This is a genomic window from Acidovorax sp. WCS2018Noco2-16 (assembly GCF_031843945.1).
In the GTDB taxonomy this organism is placed as follows: domain Bacteria; phylum Pseudomonadota; class Gammaproteobacteria; order Burkholderiales; family Burkholderiaceae_C; genus Paracidovorax.
This window is the reverse complement of sequence record NZ_JAVTJJ010000011.1, coordinates 78541-92416: the sequence shown is the minus strand read 5'-3', so window position 1 is coordinate 92416 and position 13876 is coordinate 78541. Positions and strand designations below refer to the sequence as shown.

The following is a 13876-nucleotide window of genomic DNA, read 5'->3' as shown; positions in this document are numbered from 1 at the left end:
CCCTGGTGGTGGACGACCACCCGCTGGTGGCGCGCGGCATGAGCGAATTCCTGCGGCTGCACCCGGGCCTGGACGATGCCGTGTGCGTGTGCACGACGCAGGAAGCCCTGCGCACCATTGCCGCCCAGGGCGCGCCGGCGCTGGCGCTGGTGGACTTCTGGCTGGCCGACGGCACGACCACGCATTTCATCCGCGACCTGCTGGCGCTGGCGCCGCAGGTGCGCGTGCTGATGGTGAGCGGCGACAGCCACCCGGCCATCTTGCTCAAGGCGCAGGGCAGTGGCGCGCACGGCTTCGTGCATAAGCAGCACAGCCCCGAGGTGTTTGCCGCCGCTGCCACGGCGCTGCTGCAGGGCGGCACTTGGTTCGAGACCCTGCCGCCCATCGACGACGCCCCGCTGCAGTCCCACGCCATACCGCTGGCGCCCACCGATCTGGGCCTGACGCCGCGGCAGGGGCAGATCCTGGCGCACGTGCTGGAAGGCCAGCCCAACAAGCACATTGCAGGCGCACTGAACCTGTCGGAGCACACGGTCAAGGAGCACGTCACCGCCATTCTGGGCAAGCTGGGCGTGCGTAACCGGGTGGAAGCGATTGCACGGCTGCGCGGCGTGCGGCTGGAAACAGGCGATGACCCGCGGTTGCGCTAAACACTGCGCGGCAGCACGCTGCAAGCAGGTAAACCGAGCGGCTGCGCGAACACGCTCTTACAAAACCGCCGACTTTTCTGGCGGATCGCGCAGCTGACCGCTCAGGCTGGCGGCAGTGCCCGGCCGGCAGCGGGCAACCAGCGCGCCAACAGAGCATGCAGTACTGCGGGCTCGAGTGGCTTGCGCAGTACCAGATACCCATCTTCTTCGGCCTGCAACAGCTCGGGTGCAGCATGCTCGCCGGTCAGCATGGCGCCACGCGTGTGGCCGCAACGCGCCTGCAAGGCCTGCAGCACGGCCAGGCCGCTCTCTGCCGCGCTCAGGCGGTAGTCGCACAGGATCGCGTCAGGGACGAAACCACGCTTCAGACGGGCCAGCGCATGCGCGCCGCTGGGCGACACCTGCACCTGCACGCCCCACGACTGCAACAAACGGCGCAATGCTGAGCCGACCTGGGGGTCGTCGTCCACCAACAGGCAGGTGCCGCTCAGCGATGCGGCCCGGGGCAGCGCCAGCGGGCCAGCCGGCGTAACCGGCGATGGGCTGGGCACCGCGGCGACCGGCATCTGCAGCCAAAAGCATGAACCCCGGCCGGGCGTGGAGTCGAAACCGTATTCGGCCCCCGTGAGCCGCGCGCAGCGGGCCACCACGGCCAGGCCCAGTCCGTGCCCTTCGAGCCCGCGACCCTCCACGTCCTGTCGCCTGCCGGCCCCGCCCCGCGCGTAGGGCGCGTAGATGCGTTCGCGATCCTGCGGGTCGACGCCGGCGCCGGTGTCCCACACTTCCACGCGCCACTGCCGGCCCCGCAGGCGCACGCCCAGCAGCAGCCCGCCCGACTGGGTGTAGCGCAGCGCGTTCTGCGTGAGGTTGAACACCATCTGCCGCAGCAGGGCCGGGTCGGCCCGCACCCAGGGGGCCCGCCCGCGCGGCAGAAAGGTTTTCAGCCGCAAGCCACGCTGGGCCGCATCGGGCCGGAAGACGGTGGCCACGTCGTCAAACACCGCAGCCAGCGACACGTCTTCACGGCGCGCGGTGAATTCACCCGACTCCAGCCGCGACAGATCGAGCAGCGCGTTGAACATGAAGTTGAGCGAGCGCACACAGTCACGCACGTCGTGCAGCACGGGTGCCAGTTGCGCATCGGCATTGCGTTGCAGCGCGGCCTCCAACAGCAGGCCCATGGCGTGCAGGGGCTGGCGCAGGTCGTGGCTGGTGGTGGAGATGAAGCGGTTGCGCTCGGCCAGCGCGCGTTCGGCCTCTTCCTTGGCCAGACGATAGCGCTCGGCCAGCCGCTGGCGCTGGCGCTCGTGCTCGATCTGCTGCACCAACAGGCGGCGCCCGCCCATGGCGTGCCGCACGATCACCGCGCCGTACAGCAGCACCAGCGGCATCAGGTACATCCACCGCAGCGGAAAGACCCAGTACACCGCCACCACCATGGGCACGTAGATGGCGGCGAAGAACCGCCAGAAAAGCCCCGGCAACGGCGCCAGATACGTGGCACTGGAGGCCACCACGGCGCACAGCACCATGTAGAGAAAGAGCTTGAAATCGGTGCTGCCGCCTTGCAGCGTGAGCACCAGCGGCGCAGCCCAGAACCCGCCCATCACAGGCGCGGCGCGGTGGAACACCCGCTCCCAGTGCATCACCGACGCCGCGTCGGGCAAGGCCTGATCGCGCCCGAAGCTGCGCCGCAGCCACACAATGCCCAGCGTGGCGATGACGAAGCACGCCCACCAGGCCCAGAGCGCGTGGTAGCCCGCCGAGCGGCCGTACATCCAGCAAAGCACGCCGGGAATGACCAGGACCCCAGCCTCGGTGGAGCCCCGTTTGGACAGCGACAGCATCAAACGCCGGCGCATGGCCAGCTCCAGCTGATCCGGGCCTTCGTGCGGCAGCAGCGACGCCGCCCATTCCGAAGCACGCACGTCTTCCTGGTCCTGGCGCGCGCGGTTGCGGGGAAAGCTGCGCACGGCCTTCCTTCAGCGCAGGTCGCCGTCTACGTAAAACCAGCGGCCGCCGGAGCGCACGAAGCGGCTGGTTTCGTGCAGCCGGTGCGCCCGGCCCGTCGCATCGCGCTGGCGGGCGACGAATTCGACCTCGGCCCGGTCATCGCCCGTGGTGCGGTGCGCGCGCACTTCCAGGCCCAGCCAGCGGGTGCCTGCGTCGAAATCGATGGTGGCCGGCCGGTGCTCCGCGGCCCAGGTGGCCAGCAGATAGGCGCCTTCTTCGCGCACGAAGGCCGTGTAGCGCGAACGCATCAGGCTTTCAGCATCCGGTGCCGGGCACTCGCCCCAGTGGCCGAGATAGCGCCCGCAGCAGTCGGCAAAGGCCAGCGGGACGCCGGCGCGGCCGGCTGGGGCGGTGCGCCCGCACGGGCAGGAATCTCGGGAGTCAGAAGGCATGAAAAAAGCGTGCGCCGAAGGCAGGAGGGGAAAGCAGCGAAATGGCAGGCCCGCATTCTTGCAGACGCCCTGGCCGCCACGGCGATCGCCATCAGCTGACAGGCAGGCCCGCATGTTCCTGCCATCATGGCGCTCCCCGGCCGCAGCACGCTGCTGCGGCCGGGGTTGATCATTCAGGAGAGTCCTTCGATGTTGTCGCTGAGCGTGCCGTGGTGGGAATTTATTGTGCGGGGCGTGGTGGTCTATGCCTTCCTGCTGGTCTTTCTGCGCCTGACCGGGCGGCGGCAGACTGGCCAGTTCGCGCCCTTCGATCTGGTGCTGCTGCTGGTGCTGTCGAACGCGGTGCAGAACTCGATGAACGCGGGCGACAACTCGCTGCTGGGCGGGCTTATTTCCGCCGCCACCCTGCTGATGTGCCACGTGCTGCTGGCCCACGTGACCTACCGCTTTCCGAAGCTGGCCTTGCTGGTGGACGGCAAGCCGAAGGAGTTGGTCTACCAAGGCCGGGTGAACGAGGCGCTGATGCGCCAGCAGCTGCTGTCCGCCGACGACCTGGCCGCCGCCCTGCGCGCTGGCGGCTGCCGCCATCTGCACGAGGTGGAAAGCGCCACGCTGGAGGTCAACGGGCAGGTCACCGTGGTGCTGCGCAAGCGGGATTCGGAATAGCGGCGGTCGCCGAAATTTGAGTCAAATTGGCCTGTAGCGCTTTACCCATAAGCGCTACCAGCTATTGATTCAGTAGCAAAACAAGCTCAAGCCAGTGCGCGCTGGATGATGATCTTCTGCACGTCGCTTGTGCCCTCGTAGATCTGGCACACGCGCACGTCGCGGTAAATGCGCTCTACGGGGAAGTCGTTCACCACGCCGTAGCCGCCCAGCGTCTGGATGGCTGCGCTGCACACGCGCTCGGCCATCTCGCTGGCAAAGAGCTTGGCCATGGCAGCCTCCTTCAGGCACGGCAGGCCGGCGTCGCGCAGCGCTGCCGCATGCCAGATCAGCTGTCGCGCCGCCTCGATCTGCGTGGCGCACTCGGCCAGCCGAAAGCCCACCGCCTGGTGGTTGAAGATGGCGGTGCCGAAGCTGGTGCGCTCCTTCGAATACGCCAGCGCCACATCGAACGCGCTGCGCGCCATGCCCACGCTCTGCGCGGCGATGCCGATACGCCCGCCCTCCAGCGCGCCCAGGGCGATCTTGTAGCCCTCGCCCTCGGCGCCGATCAGGTTCTCAGCCGGAATGCGGCAGTTGTCGAAGTTGATCTGCGCCGTGTCGCTGCTGTGTTGGCCCAGCTTGTCTTCCAGCCGCGCCACCACGTAGCCGGGGTTGCTGGTGGGCACTAGGAAGGCGCTCATGCCCTTCTTGCCCTGCGCCTTGTCGGTCACCGCGATGACGATGGCGACGTGGCCGTTCTTGCCGCTGGTGATGAACTGCTTGACGCCGTTGATGACGTATTCGTCTCCCTCCTTGACCGCCGTGGTGCGCAGCGCCGACGCGTCGGAGCCCACATGCGGCTCGGTCAGGCAGAAGGCGCCCAGCATCTCACCACGCGCCAGCGGGGTCAGCCAGTCGCGCTTTTGCTGCGCATTGCCGTAGCGCATCAGGATGGCGTTGACCGGGCAGTTGGTCACGGAAATCGCCGTGCTGGTGCCCCCATCGCCCGCCGCGATTTCTTCCAGCACCAGCGCCAGCGTCACGTAGTCAAGCTGCGCCCCGCCGAATTCCTCAGGCACGCAGATGCCGTAGGCACCCAACCGCGCCAGGCCCTTGTGTGCGTCGTGCGGAAAGTGGTGCTCCCGATCCCATCGCGCGGCGTGGGGCCACAGCTCTTCCTGGGCAAAGGCGCGCACCGCGTCGCGGATCATTTCCTGGTCTTGGGTCAGCAGCATGTTTTGTCTCGAAGGTGTTGTTGTGGATTGATCGAATGGATGCGCGAGCTCTTACCACTCGGCAGCACGCCGGCCGTCGTGATGCAGCAGCCGGCCCCGGTCGGCCGGGGTGATGCTGGCGATGGTGCGGATGAGGCCGGCGACGCTCGCCTCCACCGTCAGCGGGGCCTGCGGGCCGCCCATGTCGGTCTGCGTCCAGCCGGGGTCGAGCGCGACCAGGGTGGCGCGGGGCCAGGCGGGCTGGGCGGCGGCGACGGCCATGTTGAGGGCGGCCTTGCTCACGCGGTAGAGCCACGCGTTGCTCTCCGCCTGGCTGATGAGCGACATCTGGCTGGAGACGAAGCCGAACACGCCGCCCGCGTCTTCCACCAGTGGCGCGACCTGGGGCAGCGCCTGCATGGCGCCCAGCACGTTGGCGTGCATCACGCGGTCGAAGTCTTCGCGCGTGGGAGGCGTGGTGGCGCCGCGCTCGTCCCACACGCCGGCCACGTAGAGCGCGATGTCGATCTTCTCGCCGTCGAGCTGCCAGGCCAGGCCGCTCACGCTGGCCGGGTCGCTGACATCCACGGTGAGCGCCTGGGCGCCCAGCGCCTGCACGCGCTCGCGGCCGGCGGCGTCACGCACGGTGGCCACCACGCGCCGGCCAGCGGCGCGGTACTGGCGCACCAGCTCCAGGCCAATGCCGCGCGAGGCGCCAATCACGAGAACGATGGACATATTCAGCCTTTCAATTTCTTTGAAGCCTTTTAGGCCTCTAGCGCTTGATACACAAGCGCCGACAGCTATTAAAATAATAGCAATACTATGAACGACTTTGCTCGGCCTCGATCTGCTGGGCATAGCGGCTGACCATGTCGGCCTGCGATTCGGGCGCGGCTGCGTTGCCGATCTGGTCGTGGATCATCTGGTTGAGCGTCGGCAGCACGCTGCGCTGCACCTGCGATTCAAGCTTCCACAGGCGCGAGCGCATCAGCGCCTTGGCGCAGTGCAGATAGGCCTCCTGCACCTGCACTTGGACTACCAGTTTGGGCAGCTGCCGCTCGGCGGCGAACCGCCCCGTGAACTCGGGTTCGTCGCGCAGCCGGGCCGTGCCGTTCACGCGCAGGGTTTCATCGACGCCGGGCAGCAGGAACAGCAGGCCGATGCGCGGGTCGTGCAGCAGGTTGGCCAGCGTGTCCAGCCGGTTGTTGCCGCCCGCATCGGGCAGCAGCAGATCACCGCCTTCGGTCACCTGCACGAAGCCGGGCGGCCCGCCGCGCGGTGACGCGTCGAGCAGGCTGCCCGCCGTGCCGCCGGTGGCGATCACGCACAGCGGTGACAGCGCCACGAACCGGCGGCAGTGCGCGTCGAGCCGGCCCAGCTGCTTGCGCACCGCCCGCTCGGCCGGGGCGGCGTAGAGCGCACGCAATTGGTCTTCGGTGGTGATCATGGCGCGCGCCCTTTCTTTAATGGATGTGTCAGACCAGTTCCAGCGCCACCGCCGTGCCCTCGCCGCCGCCGATGCACAGCGTGGCCAGGCCGCGCTGCAGCCCGCGCGCCTTCAGCGCATGGATCAGCGTGACCAGAATGCGCGCGCCGCTCGCGCCGATGGGGTGGCCCAGGGCGCAGGCGCCGCCGTTCACGTTGACGATGTCGTGCGAAATGTTCAGCTCCTTCATCAGCGCCATGGGCACGACGGCGAAGGCCTCGTTGATTTCCCACAGCTGCACGTCGGACACGCTCCAGCCGGCCTTGTCCAGCGCCTTCTGCGTGGCACCGACGGGCGCGGTGGAGAACCATTCAGGCGCCTGCGCATGGGTGGCGTGGCTCACGATGCGCGCCAGCGGCTGGCAGCCCAGGCGGGCCGCGGTGGAGGCGCGCATCATCACCAGCGCTGCGGCGCCGTCATTGATGCTGGAGCTGGAGGCGGCGGTGATGGTGCCGTCCTTCTTGAACGCGGGCTTGAGCTGCGCGATCTTGTCCAGCCGGGCCTTGGCCGGGCCTTCATCGGTGGTCACCACCGTCTCGCCGGAACGCGTCTTCACGGTGACGGGCGTGATTTCGGCTGCGAAGGCGCCCGATGCGGTGGCGGCCTGCGCGCGCTGCACGCTGGCGATGGCGAAGGCGTCCTGCGCCTCGCGCGTGAACTGGTATTTGGCGGCGCAGTCTTCACCGAAGGTGCCCATGCTGCGGCCGGGCTCGTAGGCGTCTTCCAGGCCGTCGAGCATCATGTGGTCGAAGATGCGGTCATGGCCCATGCGGTAGCCGCCGCGGCCTTTTTGCAGCAGGTAGGGCGCGTTGGTCATGCTCTCCATGCCGCCGGCCACGATCACCTCATGCGTGCCGGCCAGCAGCAGGTCGTGCGCCAGCATGGCGGCCTTCATGCCCGAGCCGCACATCTTGCTGAGCGTGACGGCGCCAGCGCTCTGCGGCAGCCCGCCTTTGAAGCCGGCCTGCCGCGCGGGCGCCTGGCCCTGGCCTGCCAGCAGGCAATTGCCGAACAACACCTCGCCTACCGCTTCGGGCGCAACGCCGGCGCGCTCCACCGCCGCGCGGATGGCCGCGCCCCCCAGGTCGTGCGCGGCCAGGCTGGCGAAGTCGCCCTGAAAGGCGCCCATGGGCGTGCGCGCGGCGCCGACGATGACGATGGGGTCGTCGCTGAGGTGGCTTGTCTGTGCGGATGCGGTCGTCATGCGGTGTCTCCTGCAGTGTGATGAATGGGTTGAGGGGAAGATGTCGCGCGGGTGGGCTGCTGAAAGCGGCGCTCCACGTCATAGGGAAACACGTCGTACACCTGCCCGGCGCGAATGCGCTCCTGGTGGGCCTGCCAGAAGCCGGCATCGAGCAGGTCGGCGTGGTGGCGCATGAAAACGGCGCGCACGGCGTCGTTGCCCAGCAGGAAGGGAGCGAAGGTTTCGGGGAACACGTCGCGCGGGCCCACCGGCCACCAGACCTCGCCGCTCATCTCTTCTTCTTCGTTGCGCGGCGCGGGCACGCGGCGGAAGTGGCAGTCGGTCAGGTACTCGATCTCGTCGTAGTCGTAGAACACGACCTTGCCGTGGCGGGTGATGCCGAAGTTCTTCCAGAGCATGTCGCCAGGAAAGATATTGGCCGCGACCAGGTCCTTGATGGCGTTGCCGTACTCGATCACGCAACGCTCGATCTGCCGCGCAGCAGGCGCGTCGTGCGGGCCGGCGTCGAAGGCTTCCTGCAGGTAGAGGTTGAGCGGAATCATGCGCCGCTCGATGTACAGGTGCTTGATGATGACTTCGGTGCGGCCATCGCCGTCGCGGTCGCTGATCTCCAGCTGGCTGGGTGCGAAGCGCTCGATCTCGGCGATCAACTCGTCGCTGAAGCGTTCGCGCGGAAACGCCACCTCGCTGTATTCCAGCGTGTCGGCCATGCGGCCCACGCGGTCGTGCTGCTTGACCAGCTGGTACTTGCCCTTGACCTGTTCGCGCGTGGTGTCCTTCGGCGCCGGATAGAAATCCTTGATGACTTTGAAGACGTAAGGAAAGCTCGGCAGGTCGAACACCAGCATCACCATGCCCTTGATGCCGGGCGCGATGCGAAAGGCGTCGCTGGAATACTTCAGGTGGTGCAGAAAGTCGCGGTAGAACAGCGTCTTGCCCTGCTTGGCCAAGCCCAGCGCGTTGTACAGCTCCGCCCGCGGCTTGCGCGGCATCAGGCTGCGCAGAAAGCGCACGTAGGCACTGGGAATCTCCATGTCCACCATGAAGTAGGCGCGCGCAAAGCTGAAGAGCGCCAACAGGTCGTCTTCACCGAACAGCGCCGCGTCGATCACCAACCGCCCGCCAGTGCCGTGCAGCAGGGGCAGAGCCAGCGGAATTTCGGCAAACCCGTTGATCAGCTTGCCCACCAGATAAGCGCCCTTGTTGCGGTAGAAAAGGCCCGACAGCACTTGGATCTGGAAGTTGGCGCGCAGCTTCATGTGCGCGATGCGCGGCTCCATGGCGGCCACCACGCGGGCGGCATCGCGCGGCAGGTCTTCAAATTCGCACTGCAGGCCGAAGTCCTGCACAACGCGCAGCAGCGTGGCCTGCAGGCCATCGCCCGCCGGGTAATAGGCGCGGTAGGTGGGGCGCGCGCCGGGGTCATCGTTTTCGATGTATTCGGTGCTGACTGCCGGCCGCACGAAGATGAAGTCGTTCTGAAAATGCGTGCGGTGCAGGATCTTGGTGGTAACCGAATTGAAGAAAGTCTCGGCCAGCTCGGGCTGGAAGTGCCCCACCAGCAGGCCGATGTAGTGCAGCTTGGCCTGCTGCCACACCTCCATGGGCTGGCGGCCGGCGTCGAACTCTTCGTCGAGCTGGCGCACGCACTCCATCACGCGCAGGTCGTAGAACTCGATGCGCCCGCGCTGCGCGCGCTGCTGGCCGTGCCAGTCCTGCGCCTCGAACCGCGCCTGCGCCCGCGCTGATTCGGCGCGGAACAGCCGGTAATGGCGGTCGAACCCGTCCATCATGGCCTGGGCAATGCCCCAGGCATGTGGCGAATCCAGGCGTTGGGGAAACATGTGCCTCTACCGAACGGCCAACAAGGCGATCAGCCGCGCGGCGCCTTCGCAACGGCCTCTATGGCGGCCCGGTACTGGACCTCCAGCCCCTCGTTGCCGTCCACATTCATGCGCAAGTCGTTGATAAGCCCGTCTTTGAGGCCGTAGCACCAGCCGTGCAGCGCGACTTTCTGGCCGCTGCCCCAGGCGTCCTGCATGACGGTGGTCTGGGCGACGTTCATGACCTGCTCAATGGCGTTGAGCTCGCACAGCGCATCGTGGCGCCATTCGGTTGCAATGCCAGCCAGCAGGTCGCGGTGGCGGTCACGCACATCCTTCACATGCCGGATCCAGTTGTCGGCCAGGCCCACGCGCACGTCGTTCAACGCCGCCAGCACGCCGCCGCAGCCGTAATGGCCGACGACCATCAGGTGCTCCACGCGCAGCTGATCCACCGCGTACTGGATGGTCGAGAGGCAGTTCAGGTCGGTGGGCACCACCACATTGGCGACGTTGCGGTGGACGAACACCTCACCCGGCTCCAGCCCCGTGATCTGGTTGGCCGGCACCCGGCTGTCGGAGCAGCCGACCCACATGTACTTGGGCTTTTGCTGCGCCATGAGGCCGGTGAAGAACCCAGGACGTTCCCGCTCCATCTGCGCCGCCCATTCGCGGTTGTGCACAAAAAGTTGTTCGATGTCAGGAACGTTCATGTCAGCCCTTGGGGAAATTGTTCAACAAATCAGCATGTTTCCGCGAACAATTCGCGGCCGATCAGCATACGGCGAATTTCGCTGGTCCCCGCGCCGATCTCATAGAGTTTTGCATCGCGCCACAGCCTTCCCAGGGGAAATTCGTTGATGTAGCCGTTACCCCCATGGATCTGCAGGCCTTCGCCGGCCATCCAGGTGGCCTTCTCGGCGCACCACAAAATGACCGATGCGCAGTCCTTGCGCACCTGCCGCACATGCCCTTCGCCCAGCAGGTCGAGGTTCTTGGCCACGGTATAGGCAAACGAGCGGCCGGCCTGCAGCACGGTGTACATGTCGGCCACCTTGCCCTGGATGAGCTGGAATTCACCGATGCTCTGGCCGAACTGCTTGCGGTCGTGGATGTAGGGCACCACGCTGTCCATCACCGACTGCATGATGCCGAGCGGCCCACCAGTGAGCACGGCGCGTTCATAGTCCAGCCCGCTCATCAGCACCTTGGCGCCGCCGTTCACGGTGCCCAGCACGTTGGCAGCGGGCACTTCCACGTCCTGGAACACCAACTCGCCCGTGTGGCTGCCGCGCATGCCCAGCTTGTCGAGCTTTTGTGCGACGGAAAAGCCTTTCATGCCTTTTTCGATCAGGAAAGCGGTGACGCCGCGCGCGCCCAGTTCCGGCTCGGTCTTGGCGTAGACCACCAGCGTGTCGGCGTCGGGGCCGTTGGTGATCCACATCTTGGTGCCGTTGAGCACGTAGTAGCCGCCCTTGTCCTCGGCCTTGAGCTTCATGCTGATGACGTCGGAGCCGGCACCCGGCTCGCTCATGGCCAATGCACCCACATGCTCGCCGCTGATCAGCTTGGGCAGGTACTTCTGCTTTTGCTCATCGCTGCCGTTGCGGTTGATCTGGTTTACGCACAGGTTGCTGTGCGCACCGTACGACAGGCCCACCGATGCGCTGGCGCGCGAGATCTCTTCCATGGCCACCATGTGCGCCAGGTAGCCCATGGCGGCACCGCCGTAGGACTCCGGCACGGTGATGCCGAGCACGCCCAGCTCGCCCATCTTGCGCCACAGGTCCATGGGGAACTGATCGCTGCGGTCGATCTCGCCGGCGCGCGGCGCAATTTCGGCCTGGGCGAAGTCGTGGACGGCGTCGCGCAGTGCGTCGATGTCTTCGCCCAACTGGAAGTTCAGGCCGGGAAGGGAAGTGGCGCTCATGGTGTGTCTCCTGAGGACTGTTTTAAAGTGGTTCTGAAGTGACGTTTACGTAAACGTCAATTATCAAGCATTTTGCTTCTTCTGCTGTTTGTCGGTCTTGGCCAGCAGCGCGCGTGCTTCCTTTTCGTGTTCGCGCACTTCGTCCAGGTTGGCCTGTAGGTCGGCCATCTGTTCTTCCAGCTGCTTGCGGTGCTGGCCCAGCACGTCCAGAAACCGGCGCAGCTGCACGCCCGTGTCGCGCGGGCTGTCGTACAGGTCGATGATCTCCTTGGCCTCGGTCAGCGACAGCCCCAACCGTTTGGCGCGCAGCGTCAGCCGCAGCCGGGTGCGGTCCCGCGCGCTGTATTCACGGTTGCGCCCGCCCGGGCCGGTGCGCTCCGGCTGCAGCAGGCCCATGTCTTCATAGAAGCGCATGGCCCGGGTGGTCAGGTCGAATTCCTTGGCAAGGTCGCTGATGGTGTAGGTCGTTGACATGGGCTGGGTGCGCCGGCCGGGTTTCTGCCCGCACGCCGGCTTACGTTGACGTTAACGTCAATGCTAACGCAGGCCGACCCAGCCCGGCGTCGATCAGCGGCCGGGCGGCTGTGCCAGCGTGTCCAGCGGCAGCGCGTCGATCTCTTGCAGCAGCTGGCTGAGCGCAGACGCGGCCGCCTCGACCACGGCGCGGCCCTTGTCCGCCGTGGCGGCCGCTGCGTTGCCCACCGCGCCGGCTGCGTGGTAGTCCTGCATGGCCCAGCCCAGCTTGGCCGAGCGGCCATTGCCCAGAATGGGAAAGCGCTCCGCCCGGTCTTGCGAGGTGGAGCGCCACCGCTGGGCATGCTGCATGCGCACGGCGTGCGGCGCCAGGTGCAGCATCATCGATGTTTCAACCTCTCCGCCGTGGATGCCGAAACGGTGCTCCTCTGCGCTGAACAAGCCGCTGACCGCCTCGGGCAGCGGCAGGCTGAACCAGCTGGCGCTGTAGACCAGCAGGCCGCACTGCTGGCGCAGTTCGCGCGCCACGACGTCCATCACGCTGACCTGGCCGCCGTGGCCGTTGAGCAGCAGCAGCTTCTTCACACCGGCGCGGGCCACGCATTCGCCAAGCTCGGTCCACAGAGCGATCAGCGTGGCGGGCCGCAGCGTCAGCGTGCCAGGGTAGGCTGTGTGTTCGGTGGAAAAGCCCACGTTCTGCGGCGGCAGGAAAAGCGCCGGCAGCTCCGCCGGCAGCAGCGGCAGCGCCGCGTCGATCACGCCCTGCAGCAAGCTGGCATCGACCGACAGCGGCAGGTGCGGGCCGTGCTGCTCCACCGCGGCCACGGGGAGCACGGCGACCGTGCGCGCGGCCAGCCCACTGCGGGCGGCCTCGCTGAAGTCGCGCGTGCTCAGGTCGGCCCAAAAGCGGGAAGGATGGGACATGGGTGCTGCTCGGTGGTCTGTACAAGATCGGTGAATGCCGGATTGTCGCCCGGCACCGGCTAACCGGCAGCCCGCCCGAACCCTTCCAGCACATTGACCACGTTCACGCCAATTTCTGCGACCGCATAGCCGCCTTCCATCACCAAAACCGTCGGCAGGCCCGCCGCTTCGATCAGCTGGCCGATGCGCAGGTAGTCGGGGCTTTGCAGCGTGAAGCGGGAGATTGGGTCGCCCTCGAACGTGTCCACGCCCAGCGCCACCACCAGCGCCTGCGCTCCGGACTGCGCCACGCGCGCCAGGCCAGCCTGCAGCGCACTGAACCAGGCCTCGGTGCCCGTGCCGGCGGGCAGCGGCAGGTTGAGGTTCCAGCCCGCGCCAGCGCCCTCGCCGGTCTCTTCGGCGTAGCCCAGATAGAACGGGTACTCGGTCATCGGGTCGCCGTGGATGGACACGGTGAGCACGTCGCTGCGCGCGTAGAAGATCTGCTGCGTGCCGTTGCCATGGTGGTAGTCCACGTCCAGCACCGCCACGCGCTCCAGGCCAGCCTCACGCAGCGCCTGCGCGGCCAGCGCGGCGTTGTTGATGAAGCAATAGCCCCCATAGAAGTCCGTGCCCGCGTGGTGGCCCGGCGGGCGGGTGAGCGCAAAAGCGGCGCGCGGCCCCCCGGCCTGCGCCACGGCGCGCGCCGCATCGATGGCGCAGGCCGCGCCGGCTTCGGCCGCCTCCCAGGTACCGGCGGTCAGCGGCGAGCCGCTGTCGAAAGTGAAGCGCCCGACCTGCGCGGCGAAGTTCGTGGGCCGCGCGTCGCGCCGCAGGCCGTGTGCCGGCCAGATCGAAGGCAGGATGTCGACCGCCGCGTTGGCCGCATCCAGCGCCACCCATTCCGCCCAGGCGCCCTGCAAAAAGTCGACGTACTCGGGCGCATGCACGCGCCGCACCAGCGCCAGGTCGGCCGCGCCGGGCGTGCGCAACGGGCCTTGCGGGCGCCGCGCCAGCTCGTTCATCACATGGTCGAAGCGACCGGGGTGTTCGTGGCAATCGACCAGCCGGCCACGGAACATTTCCTGGCGGCCGGCGTGCCGCGATTGCAAAGGGTTCTGCAGGATCAGCATGCG

At 67.3% G+C, this 13876-nt stretch carries 14 protein-coding genes; 2 read left to right on the top strand and 12 right to left on the bottom strand.

The window, feature by feature from the left end; translation table 11 throughout:
* Positions 1–38: 38 nt before the first annotated feature.
* On the top strand, positions 39–650 hold the full coding sequence (locus tag RQI28_RS17580) for a LuxR C-terminal-related transcriptional regulator (RefSeq protein WP_404976932.1): 612 nt from the start codon (positions 39–41) through the stop codon (positions 648–650).
* Between the two features lie 101 nt (positions 651–751).
* On the opposite strand, the gene RQI28_RS17575 is transcribed toward RQI28_RS17580, so the two are convergent.
* Together RQI28_RS17575 and RQI28_RS17570 are read right to left on the bottom strand one after the other, a co-directional pair.
* Complete coding sequence (locus RQI28_RS17575) at positions 752–2623, bottom strand: hybrid sensor histidine kinase/response regulator (protein WP_311223647.1); 1872 nt, start codon at positions 2621–2623, stop codon at positions 752–754.
* A gap of 9 nt (positions 2624–2632) precedes the next feature.
* Positions 2633–3055 (bottom strand): YchJ family metal-binding protein, encoded by a 423-nt coding sequence (locus RQI28_RS17570; protein WP_311223648.1) that lies wholly within the window; start codon positions 3053–3055, stop codon positions 2633–2635.
* A gap of 189 nt (positions 3056–3244) precedes the next feature.
* Here RQI28_RS17570 and RQI28_RS17565 point away from each other — a divergent pair, with 189 nt between their 5' ends.
* Complete coding sequence (locus tag RQI28_RS17565; RefSeq protein ID WP_311223725.1) at positions 3245–3721, top strand: YetF domain-containing protein; 477 nt, start codon at positions 3245–3247, stop codon at positions 3719–3721.
* An 86-nt stretch (positions 3722–3807) separates the two neighbouring features.
* Here the strand turns inward: RQI28_RS17565 and RQI28_RS17560 are convergent, their stop codons facing one another.
* From RQI28_RS17560 to RQI28_RS17515, 10 genes are all read right to left on the bottom strand, one after another.
* A complete protein-coding gene (locus RQI28_RS17560) occupies positions 3808–4938 on the bottom strand; it encodes an acyl-CoA dehydrogenase family protein (protein WP_311223649.1) in 1131 nt (376 codons plus the stop codon).
* A 51-nt stretch (positions 4939–4989) separates the two neighbouring features.
* Positions 4990–5655 carry an SDR family oxidoreductase gene (locus RQI28_RS17555; protein ID WP_311223650.1) on the bottom strand — a complete coding sequence of 222 codons (666 nt, stop codon included), beginning with the start codon at positions 5653–5655 and terminating at the stop codon, positions 4990–4992.
* An 85-nt stretch (positions 5656–5740) separates the two neighbouring features.
* The gene (locus RQI28_RS17550; RefSeq protein WP_311223651.1) at positions 5741–6367 is read right to left on the bottom strand and encodes an MSMEG_1061 family FMN-dependent PPOX-type flavoprotein; all 627 of its coding nucleotides are present in this window, start codon (positions 6365–6367) and stop codon (positions 5741–5743) included.
* A 28-nt stretch (positions 6368–6395) separates the two neighbouring features.
* On the bottom strand, positions 6396–7610 hold the full coding sequence (locus RQI28_RS17545) for an acetyl-CoA C-acyltransferase (RefSeq protein ID WP_311223652.1): 1215 nt from the start codon (positions 7608–7610) through the stop codon (positions 6396–6398).
* Positions 7607–9454 carry a bifunctional isocitrate dehydrogenase kinase/phosphatase gene (aceK, locus tag RQI28_RS17540; RefSeq protein WP_311223653.1) on the bottom strand — a complete coding sequence of 616 codons (1848 nt, stop codon included), beginning with the start codon at positions 9452–9454 and terminating at the stop codon, positions 7607–7609. Before aceK ends, RQI28_RS17545 begins: the two co-directional genes overlap by 4 nt.
* Before the next feature lie 29 nt (positions 9455–9483).
* Positions 9484–10146, bottom strand: coding sequence for a carbonate dehydratase (can, locus tag RQI28_RS17535; RefSeq protein WP_311223654.1), 663 nt, complete (start codon positions 10144–10146; stop codon positions 9484–9486).
* A 29-nt stretch (positions 10147–10175) separates the two neighbouring features.
* Positions 10176–11363 carry an isovaleryl-CoA dehydrogenase gene (locus RQI28_RS17530; RefSeq protein WP_311223655.1) on the bottom strand — a complete coding sequence of 396 codons (1188 nt, stop codon included), beginning with the start codon at positions 11361–11363 and terminating at the stop codon, positions 10176–10178.
* Between the two features lie 63 nt (positions 11364–11426).
* Entirely contained in the window at positions 11427–11837 is a 411-nt protein-coding gene (locus RQI28_RS17525; RefSeq protein WP_311223656.1) for a MerR family DNA-binding transcriptional regulator, read from the bottom strand.
* 93 nt (positions 11838–11930) lie between these two features.
* Positions 11931–12761: a creatininase family protein gene (locus RQI28_RS17520; protein WP_311223657.1), complete on the bottom strand. Its 831-nt coding sequence runs from the start codon at positions 12759–12761 to the stop codon at positions 11931–11933.
* Between the two features lie 59 nt (positions 12762–12820).
* Entirely contained in the window at positions 12821–13873 is a 1053-nt protein-coding gene (locus RQI28_RS17515; RefSeq protein WP_311223658.1) for a histone deacetylase family protein, read from the bottom strand.
* Between the last annotated feature and the right edge of the window lie 3 nt (positions 13874–13876).

What these genes read in the sequence shown, in the direction of transcription:
- RQI28_RS17580 (WP_404976932.1), top strand. Translation starts at nt 39, where the DNA reads ATGAGCGAATTCCTGCGGCTGCACCCGGGCCTGGACGATGCCGTGTGC.
- RQI28_RS17570 (WP_311223648.1), bottom strand. Translation starts at nt 3,055, where the DNA reads ATGCCTTCTGACTCCCGAGATTCCTGCCCGTGCGGGCGCACCGCCCCA.
- RQI28_RS17565 (WP_311223725.1), top strand. Translation starts at nt 3,245, where the DNA reads ATGTTGTCGCTGAGCGTGCCGTGGTGGGAATTTATTGTGCGGGGCGTG.
- RQI28_RS17560 (WP_311223649.1), bottom strand. Translation starts at nt 4,938, where the DNA reads ATGCTGCTGACCCAAGACCAGGAAATGATCCGCGACGCGGTGCGCGCC.
- RQI28_RS17555 (WP_311223650.1), bottom strand. Translation starts at nt 5,655, where the DNA reads ATGTCCATCGTTCTCGTGATTGGCGCCTCGCGCGGCATTGGCCTGGAG.
- RQI28_RS17550 (WP_311223651.1), bottom strand. Translation starts at nt 6,367, where the DNA reads ATGATCACCACCGAAGACCAATTGCGTGCGCTCTACGCCGCCCCGGCC.
- RQI28_RS17545 (WP_311223652.1), bottom strand. Translation starts at nt 7,610, where the DNA reads ATGACGACCGCATCCGCACAGACAAGCCACCTCAGCGACGACCCCATC.
- aceK (WP_311223653.1), bottom strand. Translation starts at nt 9,454, where the DNA reads ATGTTTCCCCAACGCCTGGATTCGCCACATGCCTGGGGCATTGCCCAG.
- can (WP_311223654.1), bottom strand. Translation starts at nt 10,146, where the DNA reads ATGAACGTTCCTGACATCGAACAACTTTTTGTGCACAACCGCGAATGG.
- RQI28_RS17530 (WP_311223655.1), bottom strand. Translation starts at nt 11,363, where the DNA reads ATGAGCGCCACTTCCCTTCCCGGCCTGAACTTCCAGTTGGGCGAAGAC.
- RQI28_RS17525 (WP_311223656.1), bottom strand. Translation starts at nt 11,837, where the DNA reads ATGTCAACGACCTACACCATCAGCGACCTTGCCAAGGAATTCGACCTG.
- RQI28_RS17520 (WP_311223657.1), bottom strand. Translation starts at nt 12,761, where the DNA reads ATGTCCCATCCTTCCCGCTTTTGGGCCGACCTGAGCACGCGCGACTTC.
- RQI28_RS17515 (WP_311223658.1), bottom strand. Translation starts at nt 13,873, where the DNA reads ATGCTGATCCTGCAGAACCCTTTGCAATCGCGGCACGCCGGCCGCCAG.